The organism is Aquabacterium lacunae, assembly GCF_004310865.1.
GTDB lineage: Bacteria > Pseudomonadota > Gammaproteobacteria > Burkholderiales > Burkholderiaceae_C > Aquabacterium > Aquabacterium lacunae.
The window spans coordinates 431,023-451,414 of record NZ_SIXI01000001.1; the positions used below are offsets into that span (position 1 = coordinate 431,023).

The following is a 20,392-nucleotide window of genomic DNA, read 5'->3' on the forward strand; positions in this document are numbered from 1 at the left end:
GTGATCATCAGGATTCGAACCCTTGCGGGTTCTTTTGTTGCCAGCGCCAGGAGTCTGCGCACATGGCATCGAGATCTCTGCGGGCCTTCCACCCTAGCAATTGTTCGGCCATCGCCGGATCGGCGTAGCAGCTCGCCACGTCGCCAGGTCGCCTGGGCACAAACACCAGCGGCACCTTGCGGCCACTGGCGCGCTCGTAGGCCTGGGCCACCTCGACGACGCTGTATCCACGCCCAGTGCCCAGGTTGACGGTCAACGACTGGTCATGCTGCGCCAGGTGATCCAGCGCGGCCACATGGCCGTCGGCGAGGTCGCACACATGGATGTAGTCGCGCACACCGGTGCCATCGGGCGTCGGGTAATCCTGTCCGAACACATTCAAGTGCGGACGGCGACCAATGGCCACCTGGGCCACATAGGGCATCAGGTTGTTGGGGGTGCCACGAGGGTCTTCGCCGATGTCGCCGCTTTCATGGGCACCGACCGGGTTGAAATAGCGCAGGCAAGCCACACGAAACCCTGGCACCGATTGCGTCAGGTCTTGCAGCAGCTGCTCACCCCGCAATTTGGTTTGTCCGTAGGGGTTGGTGGCCGTGACCGGCGCGTCCTCGCGGATGGGCAGGGACTGGGGGTCGCCATACACAGTGGCTGAAGAGCTGAACACCAGGTGACGACAGCCGTGCATCTGCATGGCCAGGCACACCGACATCAGCCCCCCCAGGTTGTTCTCGTAGTAGCGAGCAGGCTGTTCAACCGACTCCCCGACAGCCTTGAACGCCGCGAAGTGAACCACGGCTGAAGCACCACCGTGCGACTGAGCCATCTCGAAGGCGCGGGCCAGATCTGCCTGCTGGCGGACATCACCTTGCACGAAGCGAGGTGTACGCCCGCCCAGCTGGGCCAGCCGCTCCAGCACCTTGGGCGAACTGTTGCTGAAATTGTCAATGCCCACCACCTCGTGCCCTGCGGCCCAGAGCGCCAGCCAGGTGTGCGACGCAATGTAGCCGGTGGCACCGGTCAGGATCACGCAAGAAGCCATGGGCAGATTCAGTCCAGGGTCAAGCGGGCATTGCAGCCCAGCGATTCACCGTTGTAGGCTGCGCCAAGACGCGACTGAGAGCGGCTGTAAGCCTCCAGGCTGCAGCCCATGGACACAAACCTGCGAGGAGCGACGGTGAAACCCGCCCGCACCGAGGTGATGTCGGTGCTGGCCTTCTGAAACGACGTGATGTCGGACAACTGGATCACCGTGCTGCTCGAATTGCCTGTGAAGGTGTCGTTGATCCGGCGGTAAGCCAGTCCGCCATTGAGATTGACCTTGCTGGTCAAAGCGTGGTTGACCCCAATGTTCAACGCAGTGCTCAACTGGTTCTGAGACACGTTACTCAGCGTTCCACGCTCCACGTTGCCCAGGCCGTCGTCACGGATGAAATTCAGAGAGTCACCGCGTCCGGAGTTGTCGGTGTCACGGCTGACCGACACCACATAGCTGGTTCGCCCACGCGGCGCAAAATTCCAGGAGAGTGAGCCGGTCAGGCCATCGAAATCAAAACCTGCCGTCCGGGGACGGCGCTCACTGGACCAAGCCACCGAGCTGCGGAGGTTGCTGTACCCCGTGATGATCCAGGTCGATGCGAGATCGATATCGGTGCGGTTGATGCGGTTGATCGACACGTCCACGTTGGGCAACTCGACCTGGGAACGGCGCACGCCCAGGTCGAAGCTGAGGAGGTCTGTCACGTTGTAGCGAGCCCCCACACGAGCGCTGACCTGGTCGCGGTCCTGCGCTTCCAGCAAGCTGTAGCGGGTCTGAGAGGTCGACAGGTTGGTCGACAGTCCAAGGCGGGTGTAAACGCCCAGCAGACCAAACACCGACAGGTTGCGGGCCGTGACGTTTTGTTCGGTCCGGGTGCCCGTGCGCTCGTTGGGATCCTGCAGCGAACGCGACGCCGAAGCCGAAGCCGACACGTAGCCGTTTTGCCCCACAGTGGAGCTCAACGAGAGCGAACCAGAGTACCCGTCGTTGTCAAAGACCTTGAAGTTGCGGTTGCGCTGGGCGGTCGCTGCCAGGGAGGCGGTGTAGCGCTGACGACCGTAGTCCTTGTCCAACCCCAACTGCAGGGTGGTCGACGAAATCAGTTCTGACCGCCGGAACGCATCGTTGCGAAGGTAATTGTTGTCGTAAGAGACATCCTGTTGAACCGAGACACTCAGTGGTTCGATGCGGGCGTGGGCCGATGTCGCCAGCACGGCACATGCAATTGCGCCCGACAAGCTGGCAATCGCAGCGCCCGGTTGGGGTGGAATGAAACTCATGTCAGTCTCCTTGCAGGCCACTCAGCAGCGCCTGTCAGTAAGCATTGCGATCGAACACCATCAGGCGAACGGTCCGGATGATGATCTGAAGATCGAGTCCCAGCGACCAGTTGCGCAGGTACTCCAGGTCGAATTCAACGCGCGCCTGCATCTTCTCGATGGTGTCCGTTTCCCCACGGTAGCCATTGACCTGAGCCCACCCTGTGATACCCGGCTTGACCTTGTGCCGCACCATGTAGGCCTTGATCAGGCGCCGGTACTCTTCGTTGTGTGCCACCGCGTGAGGCCTGGGGCCCACGATGCTCATGCGCCCTTGCAACACGTTGATGAACTGCGGCAGCTCGTCCAGTGATGTGCGACGAATGAACGCGCCGAACGGCGTGATGCGCGGATCCCCTTTGGTGGCTTGCTTGACCACCGCGCCGTTGTCCATCACCCGCATCGACCTGAACTTGTAGACCATGATCTCTTCGCCGTCCAGGCCGTTGCGCTTTTGCTTGAAAATGATCGGCCCCGGTGAAGAAAGCTTCACCCCGATGGCCACTGCGGCCAAGATGGGAGAGATCAGGATCAGGATCACCGCGGCCAGCACGATGTCGGAAATGCGTTTGACCAAAGCATTTGTGCCCGTGAAAGGCGTTTCGCAGATACCGACCACCGGCACGCCATGCAGATCCTGCAAGCGCCCCTGGATGATGCTGATCCCGAACACGTCCGGCACAAAATAAAGCGACGCCGTGGTGCCCTGAACCGCCTCCAGCAGCTCGACGATGCGAGGCTGGGAGCCCAGCGGAAGGGTGATGTACACCTCGTGGATGCCGTGCGCATACACATGGTTGGCAACGTCTCGCAGCCCCCCGAGGCGCATGCTGATGGCCTCAGGCAGCACACGGCTGTCGGTGCGATCATCGAAGTAGCCCACGAACTCGCGGCTGAGGTCACTGGGGTTCTGAAGAGCCCGGGCCACCTTGCCACCCAATGGGCCCGCACCGACCACGATCACCCGACGACGGGCGTCAGGCTGGGCCGCACGATGCTCCAGCACCGCCTTGCCCAGCATCGTGAAGCTCCATTGCAGCAGAGGGGTCAGAAGGCCCCAGGCCAGCACGACCCTTGAGTCGAAAAACACCAGCGAGTTGGTGGCGTAACCGCACAGCCACAGGATCGCCAACATCGAAAACCACGACGTGAGGACGTCCACCAGCACTTCGGTGCGGTTGCCCGCGAACCGGTTCCGTCCCGGGAAGGTGAGCGCAAAAACCAGCAGACACAAGGCCAGCGACGCACGCTGGAGAGGCTCGCCGTACCACGCCATGACCGCCAGGTAAGTGGCCACGGTGATCGCTGGCTCCATGAAGGCCGCCACGAACGACGTCACCGACTGAGGCGCATTGAAGAACGTTCGGTTGTAGTTGCGATTGTTGAACATGGAACACCAGGCACACCCGCAGCGCTGACCACCAGGCGAGCGAGAACCGGACAATTGTGGCCCAATTTGCCCAGCCCACTGCCCCCCTGTTCGCCGGCCTTTCGCTCCCGTTACAACAACGCACAAATCGTGGACATCACCGCCAGGCCATGGGCGCGCGGTTGCGCTGCTTCTACAATGGATCATGGTCGAAAACTTCACCTCCGGGCTGACCGAAGCCCTTGTCGCTCGCCTGATCCTGCTGGCCAACCACGTGCTCAGCAGCGAACCGGTGGCCATGCAGAAGCTGCAACCGTTCGCCGGGCGGCAGATCGTGGTCACGGTCACTTCCACCGCCTCGAACACCCCGTGGCTCAAGCCGCTGGCCGCTCTGCTGCCCCCGCAAACGCGCCTGACCATCACCCGCGCCGGACTGTTCGAGCTGTCCGAAGCCGGTCAGGAGCCTTCGGGCCCGGGCCTGACCATCGACATCGACGTACCGCCCCCGCTGTCGGCCCTGCAACTGCTGATCCGCCGTGAGCGCCCGCCCGTGAACATCGGCGGCGATGCGGCGCTGGCCGAAGCCGCCTCATGGCTCATGAAAAACCTGCGTTGGGACATTGAAGACGACCTGGCCCGCTGGCTGGGCACCACGCCCTCTCAGGTGCTGAAAACCGTGGGTGGGCAGGTCAAGGCGGCCTTCAGCCGTTGGCGCCCGGGCACCACCTCGCGCTGAGCGCCCGGATGCGCCGCGCCCTGACCACCTTCCTGCGCCCGTTCTACATCGGGCTGATCGTGCTGCGGTATGGGCTGGACACCATCCTGCTCGACAGCTTCCGCCATCCCTCGCTGCGCACGCTGTCTCGGGTGCTGTCCTTCGGCCGGCGCCATGAAGCGCCGCGAGGCGCCCGCCTGCGCGAGGCCTTCGAGCAACTGGGCCCGATCTTCGTGAAGTTCGGACAGATGCTGTCCACCCGGCGTGACCTGCTGCCCCCCGATGTGGCGGAGGAACTCGCCCGCCTGCAGGACCGCGTGCCCCCCTTCCCGGCCGAACAGTCGGTCGCGCTGATCGAACAGGCGCTGGGGCAACCCGTGTCCAAACTGTTCAAAACTTTCGAGGCACAGCCGGTGGCCAGTGCATCGATCGCCCAGGTGCACTTCGCCGTGCTGCACGACGGTCGCGAAGTGGCCGTGAAGGTGCTGCGCCCCGGCATGGTCGACGTGATCGACGACGACCTGGCCATCCTGCGCACGCTGGCGGGGTGGGTCGAGCGGCTGTCGGCCGACGGCCGGCGCCTGAAGCCGCGCGAAGTGGTGGCCGAGTTCGACAAGTACCTGCACGACGAACTCGACCTGGTGCGGGAAGCCGCCAACGCCGCTCAGTTGCGTCGCAACATGAAAGACCTGGACCTCGTGCTGGTGCCCGAGATGGTCTGGGACATGTGCACCACCAAGGTGATGGTGATGGAGCGCATGAAAGGCGTGCCGGTCAGCCACATGGACCGCCTGCGCGAGGCCGGGGTCGACATCCGCAAGCTGGCCCGCGACGGCGTGACCATCTTCTTCACCCAGGTGTTCCGTGACGGCTTCTTCCATGCCGACATGCACCCGGGCAACATCCAGGTCAGCCTGGCGCCGAACAGTTTCGGACGCTACATCGCGCTCGACTTCGGCATCATCGGCACCCTCACCGAGTTCGACAAGGACTACCTGGCCCAGAACTTCATGGCGTTTTTCCGCCGCGATTACAAGCGGGTGGCCGAACTGCACATCGAAAGCGGCTGGGTGCCGGCCACGACCCGGGTGGACGAACTCGAAGGCGCGGTGCGCACCGTGTGCGAGCCCTACTTCGACCGGCCCTTGCGAGAAATTTCGCTGGGCCAGGTGCTGCTGCGCCTGTTCCAGATCTCCCGGCGCTTCAATGTCGAAGTGCAGCCGCAACTGGTGCTGCTGCAGAAAACCCTGCTGAATGTGGAGGGTCTGGGGCGCCAGCTCGACCCCGACCTCGACCTCTGGACCTCGGCCAAGCCCTTCCTGGAGCGCTGGATGCACGAGCAGATCGGCTGGCGTGGCCTGCGCCAGCGCCTGATCCGCGAAGCACCGCGCTACGCCAAGCTGCTGCCCGAGTTGCCTCGGCTGGTGCACGAAAATCTGCAGCATGGCGCCCGTGACGTTCGCCATGACCTGCAGTTGATGCTGCTGGAGCAACGCCGCACCAACCGCTTCCTCGGGGCCCTGGTGTTCACTTTGCTCGGCTTCATTCTGGGCGCGGTGGTGGTGCAGGTTCTGATGCGCGCGCACCTGCTTGGCGTGCTCTGACGCCACACCCAGGCCCAGCCCCCGCGTTCGGGGCATGGGTTTGAACAACAGCCGGTGCCCGGTGGGGTGCATCTGGTTTTACACTGCGCGCGAATCCTGACCCCGCGGCCCGTCGGGCCCGGGGTTTGCTGTGTCTGCTCACCCGCTTTGTCCACCCGCTTCATCCGGATGCATTTGCCGACATGAACACCACCTTGCTTGCCTTCGTCGTTGCCTACCTGGTGGGCACCATGCTGATCGGCCTGTACGCAGGCACCCGCGTGAAGAACACGGCCGACTTTGCGGTGGCCGGGCGCAGCCTGCCGCTGGCCATGGTCATCACGACCACCTTTGCCACCTGGTTCGGCGCCGAAACCGTGATGGGCATTCCGGCCAAGTTCGTGGAAGGCGGCCTCAACGCGGTGGTGGAAGACCCCTTCGGCGCCTCGATGTGCCTGGTGCTGGTGGGGGCTTTCTTCGCCAGCCGCCTGTACAAGATGAACCTGCTGACCATCGGCGACTACTACCGCGAACGCTACGGCCGCGGGGTGGAAATCTTCTGTTCGGTGGCCATCATCCTGAGCTACCTGGGATGGGTGGCCGCCCAGATCACGGCCCTGGGCCTGGTGTTCTCGGTGCTGTCAGGCGGCGAAATCTCGCCAGCCACGGGCATGGTGATTGGCACCAGCCTGGTGCTGGCCTATGTGCTGGTGGGCGGCATGCTGGCCGTGGCCTGGACCGACTTCATCCAGATGGTGGTGCTGGTGGTGGGCCTGTCCTTCATTGCCTACACCGCAGCCGGTCAAGCCGGTGGCGCCGACAAGGTGCTGGCCCTGGCCGAGCAGAAAGACTGGTTCAAGTTCCTGCCCGAGCCCACGGCCGACGGCTGGGTCTGGTTCGTGGCAGCGGCCATCACCATGATGCTGGGCTCGATTCCGCAGCAGGACGTGTTCCAGCGCGTGATGTCGGCCAAGGACGCCGACACCGCACGCAAAGGCGCCATCATCGGTGGCTTCAGCTACCTGGCCTTTGCCTTCGTGCCCATGTTCATCGTGGCCTCGGCCCTGATCATCATGCCGGGCGAAATTGGCGAACTGCTGGCCAACGACCCGCAGAAGGTGCTGCCCACTCTGATCCTGAACCACATGCCGCTGGTGGCCCAGATCCTGTTCTTCGGCGCCCTGGTGTCGGCCATCAAGTCGACCTCGTCGGCCACGCTGCTGGCCCCCTCGACCAGCTTCGTGGAGAACATCCTGAAGAACCTGATGCCGAACATGACCGACAAGATGGAGTTGCGCCTGATGCGCATCACCATCTTCGTGTTCACGGGCCTCGTGCTGACCTACGCCATCGTGATGCAGGGCACCTCCATCTACGACCTGGTGTCCGCCGCTTACCAGGTGCCCCTGGTGGGCGCCTTCGTGCCCCTGGTTTTCGGGCTGTACTGGCAGCGCGCCACCACGCAGGGCGCCATCGCGTCGATCGTGCTGGGCATCGGCACCCTGGCACTGTTCACCTTCAACGCCACCCTGGGTGAGGCATTCCCTGGCCAGCTGGCCGGGCTGGGCATGGCGCTGGCCGGCATGTTGCTGGGCTCGCTGGGCCCTCAGCTGATCGCCAACAAGCACCTGAAAGCCGCCCACATCGCCTGAGCGCGGGGGGTTGAATTCTCAGGGTTCGCCCTGAGTTGAACGGGCGGCCGTCTAGAATGAGGGCCGTCCGTGTTGTTTCTGCATGCCCCCAGGGGGTCTGACATGCCCATCTACGCCTACCGTTGCAACGACTGTGGTCACGCCAAAGACGTGCTGCAGAAGATTTCCGATCCCGTGCTGACCACCTGCCCTGCCTGTGGCGCCGAGGCCTTCCAGAAGCAGATCACCGCCGCCGGCTTCCAGCTCAAGGGCTCGGGCTGGTACGTCACCGATTTCCGTGGCGGCTCGGGTGGTACCAGTGCCCCGGCCGTGGCGGGCGGTGCCGCCGCCTCGGCGGCTGCCAGCGACACCAGCGCCGCATCGTCCAGCGACAGTTCCTCTTCGTCGTCTGACGGGGGCACGGCCGCAGGCGGCTGTGGCACCTCCTGTGCCTGCCACTGATTCCCGAACCGGGTCCACATCTTGAAAAAATACCTCCTGACCGGTCTGCTCGTCTGGCTCCCGCTGGCGGTCACCGTGTGGGTGCTCTCCAGCGTGGTGGGCATGCTCGACGGCATCTTCGCCTCGCTGCTCGTGGCGGCCAAGACCGTGCTGCCCCTGTCCGCCCACGCCACGCTCGATGGCTGGCGCGACACCAAGGGCCTGAGCGTGCTGGTCATGATCAGCGCTTTGTTGCTGACCGGTGCTGCCGTCAGCAACATGGTGGGTCAGTGGCTGCTGAACCAGTCGAACCGGGTGTTCTCGAACATTCCCATCGTCAAGAGCATCTACACCTCGGTCAAACAGGTGTCCGACACGCTGTTTTCCAGCAGTGGCCAGGCCTTTCGCGAAGCCGTGCTGGTGCGCTACCCGCATGCCGAGAGCTACACCGTGGCCTTCGTGACTGGCAAGCCCAGCGGCGAGGTGGCCGCCAAGCTGCCCACCGACATGGTGACGGTGTATGTGCCGACCACACCCAACCCGACCTCGGGCTACATGCTGCTGGTGCCCAGCACCGATGTGATCAAACTGAACATGTCGGTCGACGAAGCCCTGAAATACGTGATTTCCATGGGTGTGGTGGCCCCGCCCACCAACGCCGGAGGCCCCCAAGTGCCTCCCGCCGGCACGCCCGCCGCGCCAGGCACCCATTCCTGAACGACAATCGAGGGTTTGCAGCGCCGTGCTTTTGCAGCGGTGCCACCGACCTTCACCCCCGGAGAGAACAACAATGCGCACCACTTACTGTGGTCTGGTCAGCGAAGCGCTGATGGGCCAGACCGTGACGCTGATGGGCTGGGCCCACCGTCGCCGCGACCACGGCGGCGTGATCTTCATCGACCTGCGTGACCGCGAAGGCTTGGTGCAGGTGGTGTTCGATCCCGACCGCGCCGAATCGTTTGCCACCGCCGAAGGCGTGCGCAACGAGTTCTGCCTGAAGGTCACGGGCGTGGTGCGCGCTCGCCCGGCCGGCACCGAGAACGCTGGCCTGACCAGCGGCAAGATCGAAGTGCTGGGCCACACGCTGGAAGTGCTGAACGCCTCGGTGACGCCCCCGTTCCAGCTGGACGACGAGAACCTGTCGGAAACCACCCGCCTGACGCACCGTGTGCTGGACCTGCGCCGTCCGTACATGCAGAAGAACCTGATGCTGCGCTACCGCGTGGCCATGGAATGCCGCAAGTACCTGGATGAAAACGGCTTCGTCGACATCGAAACCCCGATGCTGACCAAGAGCACCCCGGAAGGTGCCCGCGACTACCTGGTGCCCTCGCGCGTGCACGATGGCCAGTTCTTCGCGCTGCCGCAGTCGCCCCAGCTGTTCAAGCAGCTGCTGATGGTGGCCGGCTTCGACCGCTATTACCAGATCACCAAGTGCTTCCGCGACGAAGACCTGCGCGCCGATCGCCAGCCCGAATTCACCCAGATCGACATTGAAACGAGCTTCCTGACCGAGCAGGAAATCCGTGACATGTTCGAAGGCATGATCCGCCATGTCTTCATGAAGGCGCTGAATGTGGACCTGGGCGAGTACCCGGTCATGAAGTACGCCGATGCCATGTTCCTGTACGGCTCGGACAAGCCCGACCTGCGCGTGAAGCTGCAGTTCACCGAGCTGACCGAAGTCATGAAGGACGTCGACTTCAAGGTGTTCTCGACGCCTGCCACCACCAAGGGTGGCCGCGTGGTGGCCCTGAACGTGCCCGGCGGCGCGGCCATCAGCCGCGGCGAGATCGACGCTTACACCGAGTTCGTCAAGATCTATGGCGCCAAGGGCCTGGCCTGGATCAAGGTCAATGACGTGGCCGCCGGCCGTGAAGGCCTGCAGTCGCCCATCGTGAAGAACCTGCACGATGCCGCCATTGCCGAGATCCTCAAGCGCACCGGCGCCCAGAACGGCGACCTGATCTTCTTCGGTGCCGACAAGGAAAAGGTGGTGAACGACGCCATCGGTGCCCTGCGCCTGAAGGTGGGCCACTCGGAGTTCGGCAAGAAGGCCGGTCTGTTCGAAGACCGCTGGGCGCCGCTGTGGGTGGTCGATTTCCCGATGTTCGAGTACGACGACGACAGCGAACGCTGGAACGCTGTGCACCACCCCTTCACGGCCCCCAAGGATGGTCACGAAGACTACATGGACACCGACCCGGGCAAGTGCATTGCCAAGGCCTACGACATGGTGCTCAACGGCTGGGAACTGGGTGGTGGCTCGATCCGCATCCACCGTGCCGACGTGCAGAGCAAGGTGTTCAGCGCCCTGAACATCACGGAAGAAGACGCCAAGGTGAAGTTCGGTTTCCTGCTGGACGCCCTGCAGTATGGCGCGCCTCCGCACGGTGGCCTGGCCTTCGGCCTGGACCGCCTGGTCACCCTGATGACCAAGGCCGATTCCATCCGTGACGTGATCGCCTTCCCCAAGACACAGCGCGCCCAGTGCCTGCTGACCGGCGCCCCGTCGCTGGTCGACGAAAAGCAGTTGCGCGAGCTGCACATCCGCCTGCGCAACGCCCAGGCTGGTCAGGCCCCTGCGGCCTGATCGCTTCAGCGCCCAAGGAAAACCGCCCCATCCGGGCGGTTTTTTTGTTCTCGCTGGCCCGAGGGCGCCCTGTGCACCCCAGCGTTCGTGATGCAGCGTGCCAGGTTTTAGACTGCGAGGATCAATTCAGGAGGACAGCATGCGAACCCATTCATTCAGCAATCCATGGCGCAGAGGACTGCTCTTGCCGGTCGCAGCCCTCGCGCTGAGTGGCTGCCTGGACAAGCAAGCGCCCAAGGGTTCCGTCGAACTGGGGCAAGGCGGTTCGGTGGTCACTGGCTCTGCAGGCCCCTTGGGCGCACAAGGGGCTCATGCTTCATTGACCACCTGCGACAAGCCGGTGGCCACACTGGCCTTGGCAGAAAACCCCGATGGCTATACGGTGAGCAGCCAGTACCGTCTGCCTGCTTCGCCCGTGCCATTGATCAAACTGATGGCCCAGCAAAGTGGTTGCTTTCGGGTGATGGACCGTGCGGGCGGCTTGCGAGGCACGATCCAGGAAAACGAGCTGAAAGAGGCCGGCATCGTGCGCGCTGACAGCACGGTGTCCAAAGGCAAAGGGCTGGAGGCGCAATACACCATCGTGCCCAGCCTGACATTCAGCGAGCAGGACGCAGGCCGGGGCATCGCTGGCATCGCTTCGTCCATTCCTGTGCTGCGTGACCTGGGCGCGCTGATCGGGCTGATCGAGCAGATCAAGCTCAAGGAGGCCCAAGTGGCCCTGCTGCTCACCGACAACGAAACCACCGAGCAACTGGCCGCCGCCACCGGCTCGGCCCGAAGCACGGACATGGGGCTTGGAGGCCTGATCGCCAGCAAGCTGGGAGGCGCTGGAGGCATTGGATGGAGCAACACCAACGAAGGCAAGGTGATTGCTGCCGCCTTTCTGAATGCGCACAACCAGTTGGTGACCCAGGTCCGTCAATTGCAGCCCAAACCGTTGCCTCCGGCCGCGCCGACCCGACAGGGCACAATCAGCCCATGAGCGAAACAGCACAAGCACAGCCACGGCCCAAGATCCCACAGTCGGTGCTGGTGGTCATCCACACACCGGCACTGAACGTGTTGCTGATCGAACGCGCAAAGCAGCCGGGCTTCTGGCAAAGCGTGACCGGCTCGAAGGATTTTCTGGACGAAGACTGGCGCGAGACCGCCGTCCGCGAGGTGGCGGAAGAAACCGGCATCGTGGTGGGCAGTCACTGCATCTCGCCCGAGCACCTGCAGGACTGGGCGCTCGAAAATGTGTATGAAATCTACCCGGTGTGGCGAAAGCGCTATGGACCCGGCGTGACCCACAACACCGAAAGGGTGTTCAGCTTGTGCGTGCCGGAAGGCACGCCCGTGACCCTGGCCCCCCATGAGCACACGCGCTATGAATGGCTGCCTCTGGCTGCCGCAGCCGACCGCTGTTTCTCGCCGTCGAATGCCGAGGCGATCTTGCAATTGCCCCAAAGATGGTCTGGCCGCTGAACGCAGTGGCTCTCACCTGCGCTGCTCCCTCTTTCTGTTGACCACGACCTGACGACCTGACGCCACGCCGAGGGTTTGCCTGCATCCCCTCGTGGTTGCGTGCATTGGTTTGCCCCTGTATAAATGCGCATATTGCGCATTTATTGAATCGCAATCCATCAGGCGAAGGTTTCTCGCCGCAAACCATTCATCAGGAGGCAACCATGGCTCTTCACTCCGGCACGTCCGGCCCCGACACCCTCACCGCAAACTGGGGCGATGAAGCCTCGGGAGGCGACGGCCATGACCTGATCCGCAGCACCGGATCTGCACTTCTGATCGGCGGCTCAGGCCAGGACACCTTGATTGGAAACAGGTGGGGCTCTGACACGCTAGACGGTGGCACTGGCGATGACTTCTTGCACACGGTCAGCCTGGATGCACCAGAGGGTGCAGTGCTCAGCACGCTCAGCGCGCTGAACTGGGCAGGCGGCAATCTGATCCGCGTACAGGCCAACAGCGGCCATGATGTGCTGATCCGCAAAATGCCGGCGGGCATGCCCGATCTGGCGGCGGCCGACACCATCTCGCTGGACGCAAACATCCGCATCGACAGCCTGCAGGCAAGGCTGGACGGTCGGGATCTGCAACTGAGCTGGTCGGACAATGCACAAGGCCGCAGCAGCCTGACCATCCGCGATTACCTGCAAGCCAATCAGACACTGCCCCGAGGCTTCGTGGTGAGGCGGGCCGACGGCGTGGAGGTCGACATCCCGGTGGCACGCTGGAACACCCGCACCACGGTGCTTGGGGATGCCGATCTGGTGCTGGGTGACGCCCGCACGGCAGACACCCTGGCCGGAGGCGCAGGGGCCGACACGCTGCAATCAGGCGGAGGCAACAGCCTGCTGGAGGGTCAACTGGGCACCGATGTGATCCTGGCTGGCGACGGGCAGGACACGGTTCTGGGGGGCTGGGATGCTGACCTCCTCAGTGGACAAGGTGGACATGACCTTCTGAGGGGTGGGCATGGCCAGGACACTTTGATCGGCGGCAGTGGTGACGACACGCTGCAAGGTGGTGAAGGCGCCGATTTGCTGCAAGGCAACGAAGGCCGGAACTTGCTGCAAGGTGGCGCAGGACGTGACACCCTCACCGCACAAGCACCCAGCACCTTCGATGGTGGCAGTGGCCACGACATGCTGCTGGCTGCCAATGGCGACAACACGTTCGTGATGCAGCGACACGGCGGCCATGACATTGCAGGCCTGGCCTCATCACAATCGCCCTTGCTGGATCAGAGGGGACTCCAAGGGCTGCAGACCGTGAAGATGGCTGCCGGGATCAAGCCTGAAGAGGTGATGATCCGGGAATCCATGAACGAAATCTGGGTGTCACTGAAAGACGGCAGCAGCCGACTGCGTCTCGATCTCGACAAGGCAGGTGGAGGAAGCTTGCACCAGGTGCTGTTTGCAGACGGTACCCATTGGGATGGCGCCGAACTCAGCGCCAAGATCCAGCGGGTCACCGACGGCGACGACACGTTGCGACTTCGACCTGACGAGCATCAACTGGACGGGCAAGGAGGCCATGATCATCTGTTCGGAGTGGCCGGCGACACATTGATCGGTGGCGCCGGCAATGACCAACTGAGCATCTGGAGCTCTCCCGACGACACTGCAGCCCAAGGGGGACTTTTGAAAGGCGGCAGCGGCCAAGATGCCCTGGACGGCGCGGGCGGCGCTGACACCCTGAACGGTGGCACCGGCAGCGATTGGCTGCGCGGCGATGTCGGTCGGGACACCTATGTGTTCCAGCGAGGCGACGGACAGGACGTGATCGAAGAGTTCTCGTGGTGCAACGGAGACCCCTCGGTCACGCTGGCGCAAGAAGTGCAGATTCAGTTGGGCGATGGCATCCGTCAGCAAGACCTGCATTTCGTGCGCACTGCACGCGGGGCACTGGAGATCAACGTGCGTGACGGCGGCACAGGCACAGGCACCGACCGCATCACCGTACAAAACTACTTCATCGGCAACGTCAGTGGCTCGTTCATCCAACTGGCAGATGGCTCCACGCTTGGCACTGACGAGGTCGACGCCTACCTGGCAGCACATCCCACACACATCAGCAGCCTGGTCACCACGGGCACCAGTGGCAATGACACGATCGACACACGAGGGGCCAACGCCACCTTCCAAGGGGGAGCTGGGGCAGACACCTACTTGTGGGGCGATCGGGGCGGAAAGGCCACGGTGATCGACCAGGCTGATGGGCAGAGCACCAGTGCAGACTGGCTGCAACTGGCGGACAACATCCGCCCGGATCAGGTAAGCGTGCAACTGTTGGGCCCACACGGCTGGTCATTGCGCGCTGAAGACGTCTTGGGACAAGTGAACGTGATCCGCCCTGCCGGCACCGATGTGTCGTTGGAGGCCTTGCTCGGGGTCAGGTTTGCGGATGGCACCACATGGACGCAAGGGGACATCGCTGCGAGACTGCGGGCGGCACACCCGGACGAATCGGCCTGGTACCAAGGAGGTGCAGACACCATCACCCGTGGGGTTGGCACATCAGACATCGCGCTGGGCGGCGCGGGTTCGGACACCTACCTGGTGGGGCTGAACTCAGGCATCTCGCGGATCGGCGCCAGCACCATGCGACCCGATCAGGCACAAAACTCGCTCCAGCCGGATGGCATCAGTCACATCCTTCACGGTGCCGCACCTCAGGCACAAGCGTCTGACGTGGACACTCTGCGCTTGTTGGATGGCATCCGCCCCCAAGACGTGCAGGCCATGCTGAACAGCCAGGGGGACCTGATGCTGACGGTTCGCAACAGAGACCTCGAATTGAAGATCGACCAGTTCCTGCCCAACGACGGGCTTGCCTGCGAAGTCGATCGCGTGGTCTTTGCCGACGGCACGCAATGGGGCCGAAGCGAGCTGCTGACCTTGGCCCAGGCACAGCGGAGCCAGGGGCTGGCCTTGATGGCCGGACGGACCTCGACGTCCATGACTGGCGAAGATGGCAACGACTGGCTCCGGGGGGCGGCTGGTCGCGACACCCTGGTGGGAGGTCAGGGCGATGACTGGCTGGAGGGTGGGCTGGGAGATGACCTGTACACATGGCGCCGTGGCGACGGCAACGACCGGATCGTGGAACACCCCACGTCCGACAGTGGCACCGACACCCTGAGGCTGGATGGTGTCAACCTGGCGTCACTGCGGTTCAGCCGCCAGGGCAATGACCTGGCCATCCAGGTGCAAGGACAGGGCGCTGGCAGTGTGACTGTTCAGGACTGGTACCTGGGCACTGCGCGCCAGATCGAGCGGGTGACCTATGACGGCGGCAGCTTGACCCAGCAAAGCGTGCAACAGCTGGTGCAGGCCATGGCCAGCAACGTCCAGGCACCGGCGCTGGCTGCCACCGGCACTGTCATGAATGCGCCCAGCCCAATGCCTCAGCCCTATGGCCCCATGGGGTTTTGACGGGCCCAAGCGTCTAACTGGCCCCCTGCCCCGGGTCTAACCGACCCGACGAGGCAGGGGACTGGCGCTATGCTTTGCCTGTGCTCAACCCTCTTCAATCCACCCTGCTGCCCCCGTCCACGCTGACCGCCAGTTCGTTGCGGGTGGCCACGTACAACATCCACAAGGGTGTGCGCGGCATGGGGCCCACCAAGCGCCTGGAGATCCACAACCTGGGCCTGGCCGTGGAGGCCATGGACGCCGACCTGGTGTGCCTGCAGGAGGTGCGACACCACCACCACCAGGAGGCACGCGCCTTTTCGGCCACGCAGTTCGGCCATTGGGCCTGGCCCCCCCAGCCTCAGGCCGACTTTCTGGCACCCGAGGGCTATGAGGTGGCCTACCGCACCAATGCCGTGACCCGGCATGGCGAACATGGCAACGCGCTGTTGTCTCGCTGGCCGCTGGGCGAGGTGCGACACCACGATGTGTCCGACCACCGGCTGGAGCAGCGCGGTCTGCTGCACGTGACCGTGCAGTGGCACCACGCGCTGCTGCATGTGGTGGTGGTGCACCTGGGCCTGATCCACGCCAGCCGTGTGCGCCAGACCCAGCGTGTGGCCGACATGGTGCTGCAGGACATCCCCCTCGACGCGCCCGTGATCGTGGCCGGTGATTTCAATGACTGGAATGAGGCGCTGGACCAGATCCTGGTGCCAGCAGGCCTGCACCGCGCCCGCACCGATGACATGCCGCGGGCGGCCACCTTCCCGTCGCGGGTGCCGGTGCTGGCGCTGGACCGGGTGTACACGCGAGGCCTGCGCTGCAGCCAGCTGATGGTGCCCAGGGGCACGGCCTGGGCCCGCATGTCGGACCACTTGCCGCTGGTGGCCGAGTTCGAACTGGCCGATGCCGTTTGACGATGACCCGCAACAGGCCCTGAGTCTGGCCTGGTACGCCCAACGCACGCCGGTGTACACGGGCGGCCATGCCGTGGAGCTGCTCAAAGGCGGACAAACCTTGTTCCCGGCCATGGTGAAGGCCATCGATGCAGCGCGACACGAGGTGTGGATGGCCATGTACCTGGTCAGCCCCGTGGGGCAACCGGCCCTGGTGCTCAAGGCCCTGCGGCGTGCCGCTCAACGGGGCGTTCAGGTGCGGCTGGTGATCGACGGTGTGGGGTGCGCTGACACCGATCCCGAGACCTGGCGTGACCTGAGCGCCGACGGCGTGCAGCTGGTGATGTACCGGCCGGTGCGGGGCTGGTGGTCGCTGCTGACCGAGCCCCGCGACTGGCGTCGCATGCACCTCAAGCTGTGCGCCATCGACGACCGGGTGGGCTTTGTGGGCGGCATCAACCTGATCGATGACCTGCACGACCTGGTGCACGGCTGGAGCCAGCAGCCCCGGCTGGATTACGCGCTGGGCGTTCAGGGGCCCGTGGTACTGCCGATCCAGCACACCATCCGGGCCTTCTGGATGCGGGCCCAGTTCGGGCACGACTGGCGCGACGACCTGCTGAGCTGGGTGCGGCAACCCCAGCGCCTGAGACGTTTGCAGGCGGCCTGGCAGCAAGCCAGGCTCAAGCTCAGCCCGGCCGAGCAGCAGAGCCTGGCGCACCACGCCCACAGCCGCGCGCCCGTGCGTGTGGCCTTCGTGATGCGCGACAACCTTCGCCAGCGCAACACCATCGAGCGCGCGGCGCGTCAGGCCATCGAGCAGGCACGCAGCACGGTCGATCTGGTATGCCCCTATTTCTACCCGGGGCGTGTGTTGCGCAAGGCGCTGGTGCGTGCGGCCCAGCGAGGGGTGAGGGTGAGGCTGCTGCTGCAAGGCAAACCCGACTATGTGATGGCCGCCCTGGCTGCCCGGGTGCTGTATGCCGAATTGCAGCAGCATGGTGTGCGGGTGTTCGAATACCAGGCTGCGTTGCTGCACGCCAAGGTGATCTGCGTGGACGGTGAATGGTGCAGCGTGGGCTCGTCGAACTTCGACCCGCTGTCGCTGCAGATGAACCTGGAAGCCAATCTGCTGGTGAAAGACCGCGCCTTGACACAGCGCCTGAGCGCCTTGGTTCAAACCGATTTTGCGGCAAGCCAGGAAGTGCCAGTGCAGGCTCGCGGCGCTGCACCCTGGTGGATTCGGCCGGTGCGGGCCCTGATTTCGTGGACCGCGCGCACCTACCTGCGGCTCGGTGGAGTGCGTTGGCGCCAACGCCAACGCAAGGCCTGACATGAGCGACGACCTGATCGTGCGCCGCCCGGAAGGCCTGTACTGTCCTGCGGGTGATTTCTTCATCGACCCGTGGCGCAAGGTGGATCGCGCCCTGATCACCCACGCCCATGCCGACCACGCGCGCACAGGCTCGGCGCACTACCTGTGTGCGGCCCCGGGTGCGGGTGTGCTGCGGGCACGGCTGGGCGGCATTTCACTGCAGACCCTGGCCTATGGCGAGGCCCTGCGCATTGGCGAGGTGACCGTGTCCTTCCACCCGGCGGGGCATGTGCTGGGCTCGGCCCAGGTGCGCGTGGAACACCAGGGCCAGGTGTGGGTGGTGTCGGGCGATTACAAAACCCAGCCCGACCCGACCTGCACGCCCTTCGAACCGGTGCGCTGCCACTGCTTCATCACGGAGTGCACCTTCGGTTTGCCGATCTACCGCTGGCGGCCCTCGCACGAGGTGATGGCCGAAGTGAACCAGTGGTGGCAGGGCAATGGGGCCGCGGGGCGGCCTTCGCTGCTGCTGGGCTACAGCTTCGGCAAGGCCCAGCGGCTGCTGGCGGGCCTGGACCCGTCGATCGGGCCGATCGTGGTGCATGGCGCCGTGGAGCCGCTGAACGAGGCCTACCGTGCCGAAGGCGTGGCCCTGCCAGCCACCTTGCGCATGGCCGAGGTGAAAGACAAGCGCCTGTACCAGCAGGCCCTGGTGGTGGCGCCGCCCGGTGCGGCACGCGGCCCCCTGGCGCGCACCCTGGCCCAGGCCAGCGACGCCATGGCCAGCGGCTGGATGCAGTTGCGCGGTGCCCGGAAGCGGGCCGGTGTGGACCGAGGCTTCGTGCTGTCTGACCACGCCGACTGGCCTGGCCTGGTGCAGGCCATCGGGGCCACGGGTGCCGAGCGCGTGATCGTGACCCACGGCCAGGAAGACGTGCTGGTGCGATGGCTGCAGGAGCAGGGCCTGCAGGCCTCGGCCATGGCAACCGATTACGGTGGCGAGGCGGCCAACGATGTGGCACTGGTGACTGAGGCACCGGCATCACAGGCCGCATCGGAAACGCACGACACGGCGGACAGCCCGTCCCCCGGCAGCCCGCACTCCAGCAGCCAGCACTCGCCGTAAGCAGGCGGCCGAGGCCACTGGTCGGCACGGGGCCATTCACCGGGCGCATGGGTGGCCAGCCAGCGTGCAGCCAGCATCCAGCCGGCATGACCCACCACCACGGCGCATGGCACAGGCGGCTGCCAGCTGGCCACACGGGCCAGCAGTTGCTGAAGGCTTTCGCCACCGCCAGGCGCGTATCCTGAGAAGTCAGCCACCCAGGCGTCCACCTCGGTGCGGTCGATGTCGGCCCAGCGCTGGCCATCCCAGGCGCCGAAATCGGCCTCGCTCAAGGCCGCATGCACCTGGTGCTGCCAGCCCCAACGGCGCAACAGGCGCCCCACCACGCGGGCTCGTTGCAAGGGCGAGGTGCACACCACACGCGCCCAGCCCTGGCGAGCGGCTTCACGCCGGATGCGGCGGGCCAGACGCCGGGCGCGGCGCGGGTCGACCGGCAGGTCGGTGCGACCGATGCAACGGCCCTCATGCCCCCTTGGGCGCGGGTGGCGAAACACCGGGCAAGGCCAGTGGGGCCCTGTGGGCAGACCCGACGATTCAGGCATGGCCACTCAGCCCAGCTCGAAACCCGACACCGGGCGGATCACGGCCAGCCAGCCCAGCAAGGCGGCCAGCTCGGCCAGTTGCTGGCAAGCCCCCAGGGTGTCGCCAGTGAAGCCACCCAGGCGCTGGCGAAACCACCGAGCGGCCAGCGCCATGGCCAGCAACACGCCCAGGCTGGAAATGCCCATGGCCTGCCACCAGGTGCGCACGGGCCAGCCCCACAGGTTCAGGCAGGCCCACAGGCACAGCGCCACGACCGCCAACATGAGGCTGGCGCCGAGCAGCGTGCGAGGGCCCGCGCGCAGGGCCAGGGGCGGCGCTTTGGCCTGGCCGGCATCTCCCGCGTAGGGCAGCAGGCACATCAGCACCACCGGCGCCCAGCGCGAGGCGGCATGCGCCCAGACCAGGCCCAGGCACGTCCAGCCCAGCAGCACGCGGTGGATGCCACTGCTTTGGGCCGCGTTCAGCTCGGTCACCCAGGGGGTGAGCAGGCTGCTCAGCACCGCCGCCTTCAGGCCCAGCATCAGCACCACACCCACGGCACCGTAACTGCCGATGCGCGAGTCTTTCATGATGGCCAGCGCCTTGTCGCGCGGCACGGCGCCCCCCAGCCCGTCGCAGGTGTCGGCCCAACCGTCCTCGTGGAAGGCGCCGGTCAGCCAGACGGTGGCGGCCATGCTCAGGCCCACCGCCACGGCCGGGGGCCACCAGGCGCTGGCCAGGGCCAGCACCAGCGCGCCCCAGGCGCCCACCAGCAGCCCCACGGTGGGCAGGTGGCGAAGGCTGCGCGGCATCCAGGCCGGATCGAACCCCACCCAGGCCGGCACCGGCACCCGCGTGAAGAACTGCAGGGCAGTGAACACCAGCCGCACTTCCAGCAGCAGACGCCGGGCCAGGCTGCGCATG

General features: G+C 65.0%; 16 protein-coding genes and 1 pseudogene. 12 read left to right on the forward strand and 5 right to left on the reverse strand.

Features of this window, described 5'->3' with window-relative positions:
* Positions 1-7: 7 nt before the first annotated feature.
* From galE to EYS42_RS01920, 3 genes are read right to left on the reverse strand one after another with little or no spacing between them, the layout of a single operon-like run.
* Complete coding sequence (gene galE, locus EYS42_RS01910; protein WP_130966164.1) at positions 8-1,039, reverse strand: UDP-glucose 4-epimerase GalE; 1,032 nt, start codon at positions 1,037-1,039, stop codon at positions 8-10.
* 8 nt (positions 1,040-1,047) lie between these two features.
* The gene (locus EYS42_RS01915) at positions 1,048-2,316 is read right to left on the reverse strand and encodes a hypothetical protein (RefSeq protein ID WP_130966165.1); all 1,269 of its coding nucleotides are present in this window, start codon (positions 2,314-2,316) and stop codon (positions 1,048-1,050) included.
* Positions 2,317-2,350: 34 nt separating this feature from the next.
* Complete coding sequence (locus EYS42_RS01920; RefSeq protein WP_130966166.1) at positions 2,351-3,745, reverse strand: undecaprenyl-phosphate glucose phosphotransferase; 1,395 nt, start codon at positions 3,743-3,745, stop codon at positions 2,351-2,353.
* Between the two features lie 184 nt (positions 3,746-3,929).
* Here EYS42_RS01920 and EYS42_RS01925 point away from each other — a divergent pair, with 184 nt between their 5' ends.
* The 12 genes from EYS42_RS01925 (at position 3,930) to EYS42_RS01980 (ending at position 18,946) form a co-directional block, all read left to right on the forward strand.
* Positions 3,930-4,460, forward strand: a complete 531-nt coding sequence (locus EYS42_RS01925) for a hypothetical protein (RefSeq protein ID WP_130966167.1) — start codon at positions 3,930-3,932, stop codon at positions 4,458-4,460.
* Positions 4,461-4,480: 20 nt separating this feature from the next.
* Positions 4,481-6,043, forward strand: coding sequence for a ubiquinone biosynthesis regulatory protein kinase UbiB (gene ubiB, locus EYS42_RS01930; RefSeq protein WP_425358860.1), 1,563 nt, complete (start codon positions 4,481-4,483; stop codon positions 6,041-6,043).
* 182 nt (positions 6,044-6,225) lie between these two features.
* Positions 6,226-7,674: a high affinity choline transporter 1 gene (locus EYS42_RS01935; protein WP_130966169.1), complete on the forward strand. Its 1,449-nt coding sequence runs from the start codon at positions 6,226-6,228 to the stop codon at positions 7,672-7,674.
* 102 nt (positions 7,675-7,776) lie between these two features.
* Complete coding sequence (locus EYS42_RS01940; RefSeq protein WP_130966170.1) at positions 7,777-8,115, forward strand: FmdB family zinc ribbon protein; 339 nt, start codon at positions 7,777-7,779, stop codon at positions 8,113-8,115.
* A 21-nt stretch (positions 8,116-8,136) separates the two neighbouring features.
* Entirely contained in the window at positions 8,137-8,811 is a 675-nt protein-coding gene (locus EYS42_RS01945; RefSeq protein WP_130966171.1) for a DUF502 domain-containing protein, read from the forward strand.
* Between the two features lie 73 nt (positions 8,812-8,884).
* Positions 8,885-10,687 carry an aspartate--tRNA ligase gene (gene aspS, locus EYS42_RS01950; RefSeq protein WP_130966172.1) on the forward strand — a complete coding sequence of 601 codons (1,803 nt, stop codon included), beginning with the start codon at positions 8,885-8,887 and terminating at the stop codon, positions 10,685-10,687.
* Positions 10,688-10,826: 139 nt separating this feature from the next.
* On the forward strand, positions 10,827-11,672 hold the full coding sequence (locus EYS42_RS01955; protein WP_130966173.1) for a CsgG/HfaB family protein: 846 nt from the start codon (positions 10,827-10,829) through the stop codon (positions 11,670-11,672).
* A complete protein-coding gene (nudB, locus tag EYS42_RS01960; RefSeq protein WP_130966174.1) occupies positions 11,669-12,157 on the forward strand; it encodes a dihydroneopterin triphosphate diphosphatase in 489 nt (162 codons plus the stop codon). The genes EYS42_RS01955 and nudB overlap by 4 nt, the downstream gene beginning before the upstream one ends.
* 203 nt (positions 12,158-12,360) lie before the next feature.
* Positions 12,361-15,627, forward strand: coding sequence for a calcium-binding protein (locus EYS42_RS01965; protein ID WP_130966175.1), 3,267 nt, complete (start codon positions 12,361-12,363; stop codon positions 15,625-15,627).
* A gap of 80 nt (positions 15,628-15,707) precedes the next feature.
* The gene (locus tag EYS42_RS01970) at positions 15,708-16,526 is read left to right on the forward strand and encodes an endonuclease/exonuclease/phosphatase family protein (RefSeq protein WP_280960172.1); all 819 of its coding nucleotides are present in this window, start codon (positions 15,708-15,710) and stop codon (positions 16,524-16,526) included.
* Positions 16,516-17,838, forward strand: coding sequence for a cardiolipin synthase ClsB (gene clsB / locus EYS42_RS01975; protein ID WP_130966177.1), 1,323 nt, complete (start codon positions 16,516-16,518; stop codon positions 17,836-17,838). Before EYS42_RS01970 ends, clsB begins: the two co-directional genes overlap by 11 nt.
* Position 17,839: 1 nt before the next feature.
* Positions 17,840-18,946 (forward strand): ligase-associated DNA damage response exonuclease, encoded by a 1,107-nt coding sequence (locus tag EYS42_RS01980; RefSeq protein ID WP_130966178.1) that lies wholly within the window; start codon positions 17,840-17,842, stop codon positions 18,944-18,946.
* Positions 18,947-19,080: 134 nt separating this feature from the next.
* Here the strand turns inward: EYS42_RS01980 and EYS42_RS17230 are convergent.
* Both EYS42_RS17230 and EYS42_RS01990 read right to left on the reverse strand, forming a co-directional pair.
* Positions 19,081-19,488 (reverse strand): annotated as a pseudogene (locus tag EYS42_RS17230) (histidine phosphatase family protein); the annotation flags it as partial.
* A 6-nt stretch (positions 19,489-19,494) separates the two neighbouring features.
* On the reverse strand, positions 19,495-20,391 hold the full coding sequence (locus tag EYS42_RS01990; RefSeq protein ID WP_207301086.1) for an adenosylcobinamide-GDP ribazoletransferase: 897 nt from the start codon (positions 20,389-20,391) through the stop codon (positions 19,495-19,497).
* Position 20,392: the final 1 nt, after the last annotated feature.

Coding starts and splice junctions, on each gene's coding strand:
- EYS42_RS01980 (WP_130966178.1), top strand. CDS start 17,840: ATGAGCGACGACCTGATCGTGCGCCGCCCGGAAGGCCTGTACTGTCCT.
- EYS42_RS01965 (WP_130966175.1), top strand. CDS start 12,361: ATGGCTCTTCACTCCGGCACGTCCGGCCCCGACACCCTCACCGCAAAC.
- clsB (WP_130966177.1), top strand. CDS start 16,516: ATGCCGTTTGACGATGACCCGCAACAGGCCCTGAGTCTGGCCTGGTAC.
- EYS42_RS01940 (WP_130966170.1), top strand. CDS start 7,777: ATGCCCATCTACGCCTACCGTTGCAACGACTGTGGTCACGCCAAAGAC.
- EYS42_RS01920 (WP_130966166.1), bottom strand. CDS start 3,745: ATGTTCAACAATCGCAACTACAACCGAACGTTCTTCAATGCGCCTCAG.
- nudB (WP_130966174.1), top strand. CDS start 11,669: ATGAGCGAAACAGCACAAGCACAGCCACGGCCCAAGATCCCACAGTCG.
- EYS42_RS01925 (WP_130966167.1), top strand. CDS start 3,930: ATGGTCGAAAACTTCACCTCCGGGCTGACCGAAGCCCTTGTCGCTCGC.
- aspS (WP_130966172.1), top strand. CDS start 8,885: ATGCGCACCACTTACTGTGGTCTGGTCAGCGAAGCGCTGATGGGCCAG.
- EYS42_RS01990 (WP_207301086.1), bottom strand. CDS start 20,391: ATGCGCAGCCTGGCCCGGCGTCTGCTGCTGGAAGTGCGGCTGGTGTTC.
- galE (WP_130966164.1), bottom strand. CDS start 1,039: ATGGCTTCTTGCGTGATCCTGACCGGTGCCACCGGCTACATTGCGTCG.
- EYS42_RS01955 (WP_130966173.1), top strand. CDS start 10,827: ATGCGAACCCATTCATTCAGCAATCCATGGCGCAGAGGACTGCTCTTG.
- EYS42_RS01935 (WP_130966169.1), top strand. CDS start 6,226: ATGAACACCACCTTGCTTGCCTTCGTCGTTGCCTACCTGGTGGGCACC.
- EYS42_RS01915 (WP_130966165.1), bottom strand. CDS start 2,316: ATGAGTTTCATTCCACCCCAACCGGGCGCTGCGATTGCCAGCTTGTCG.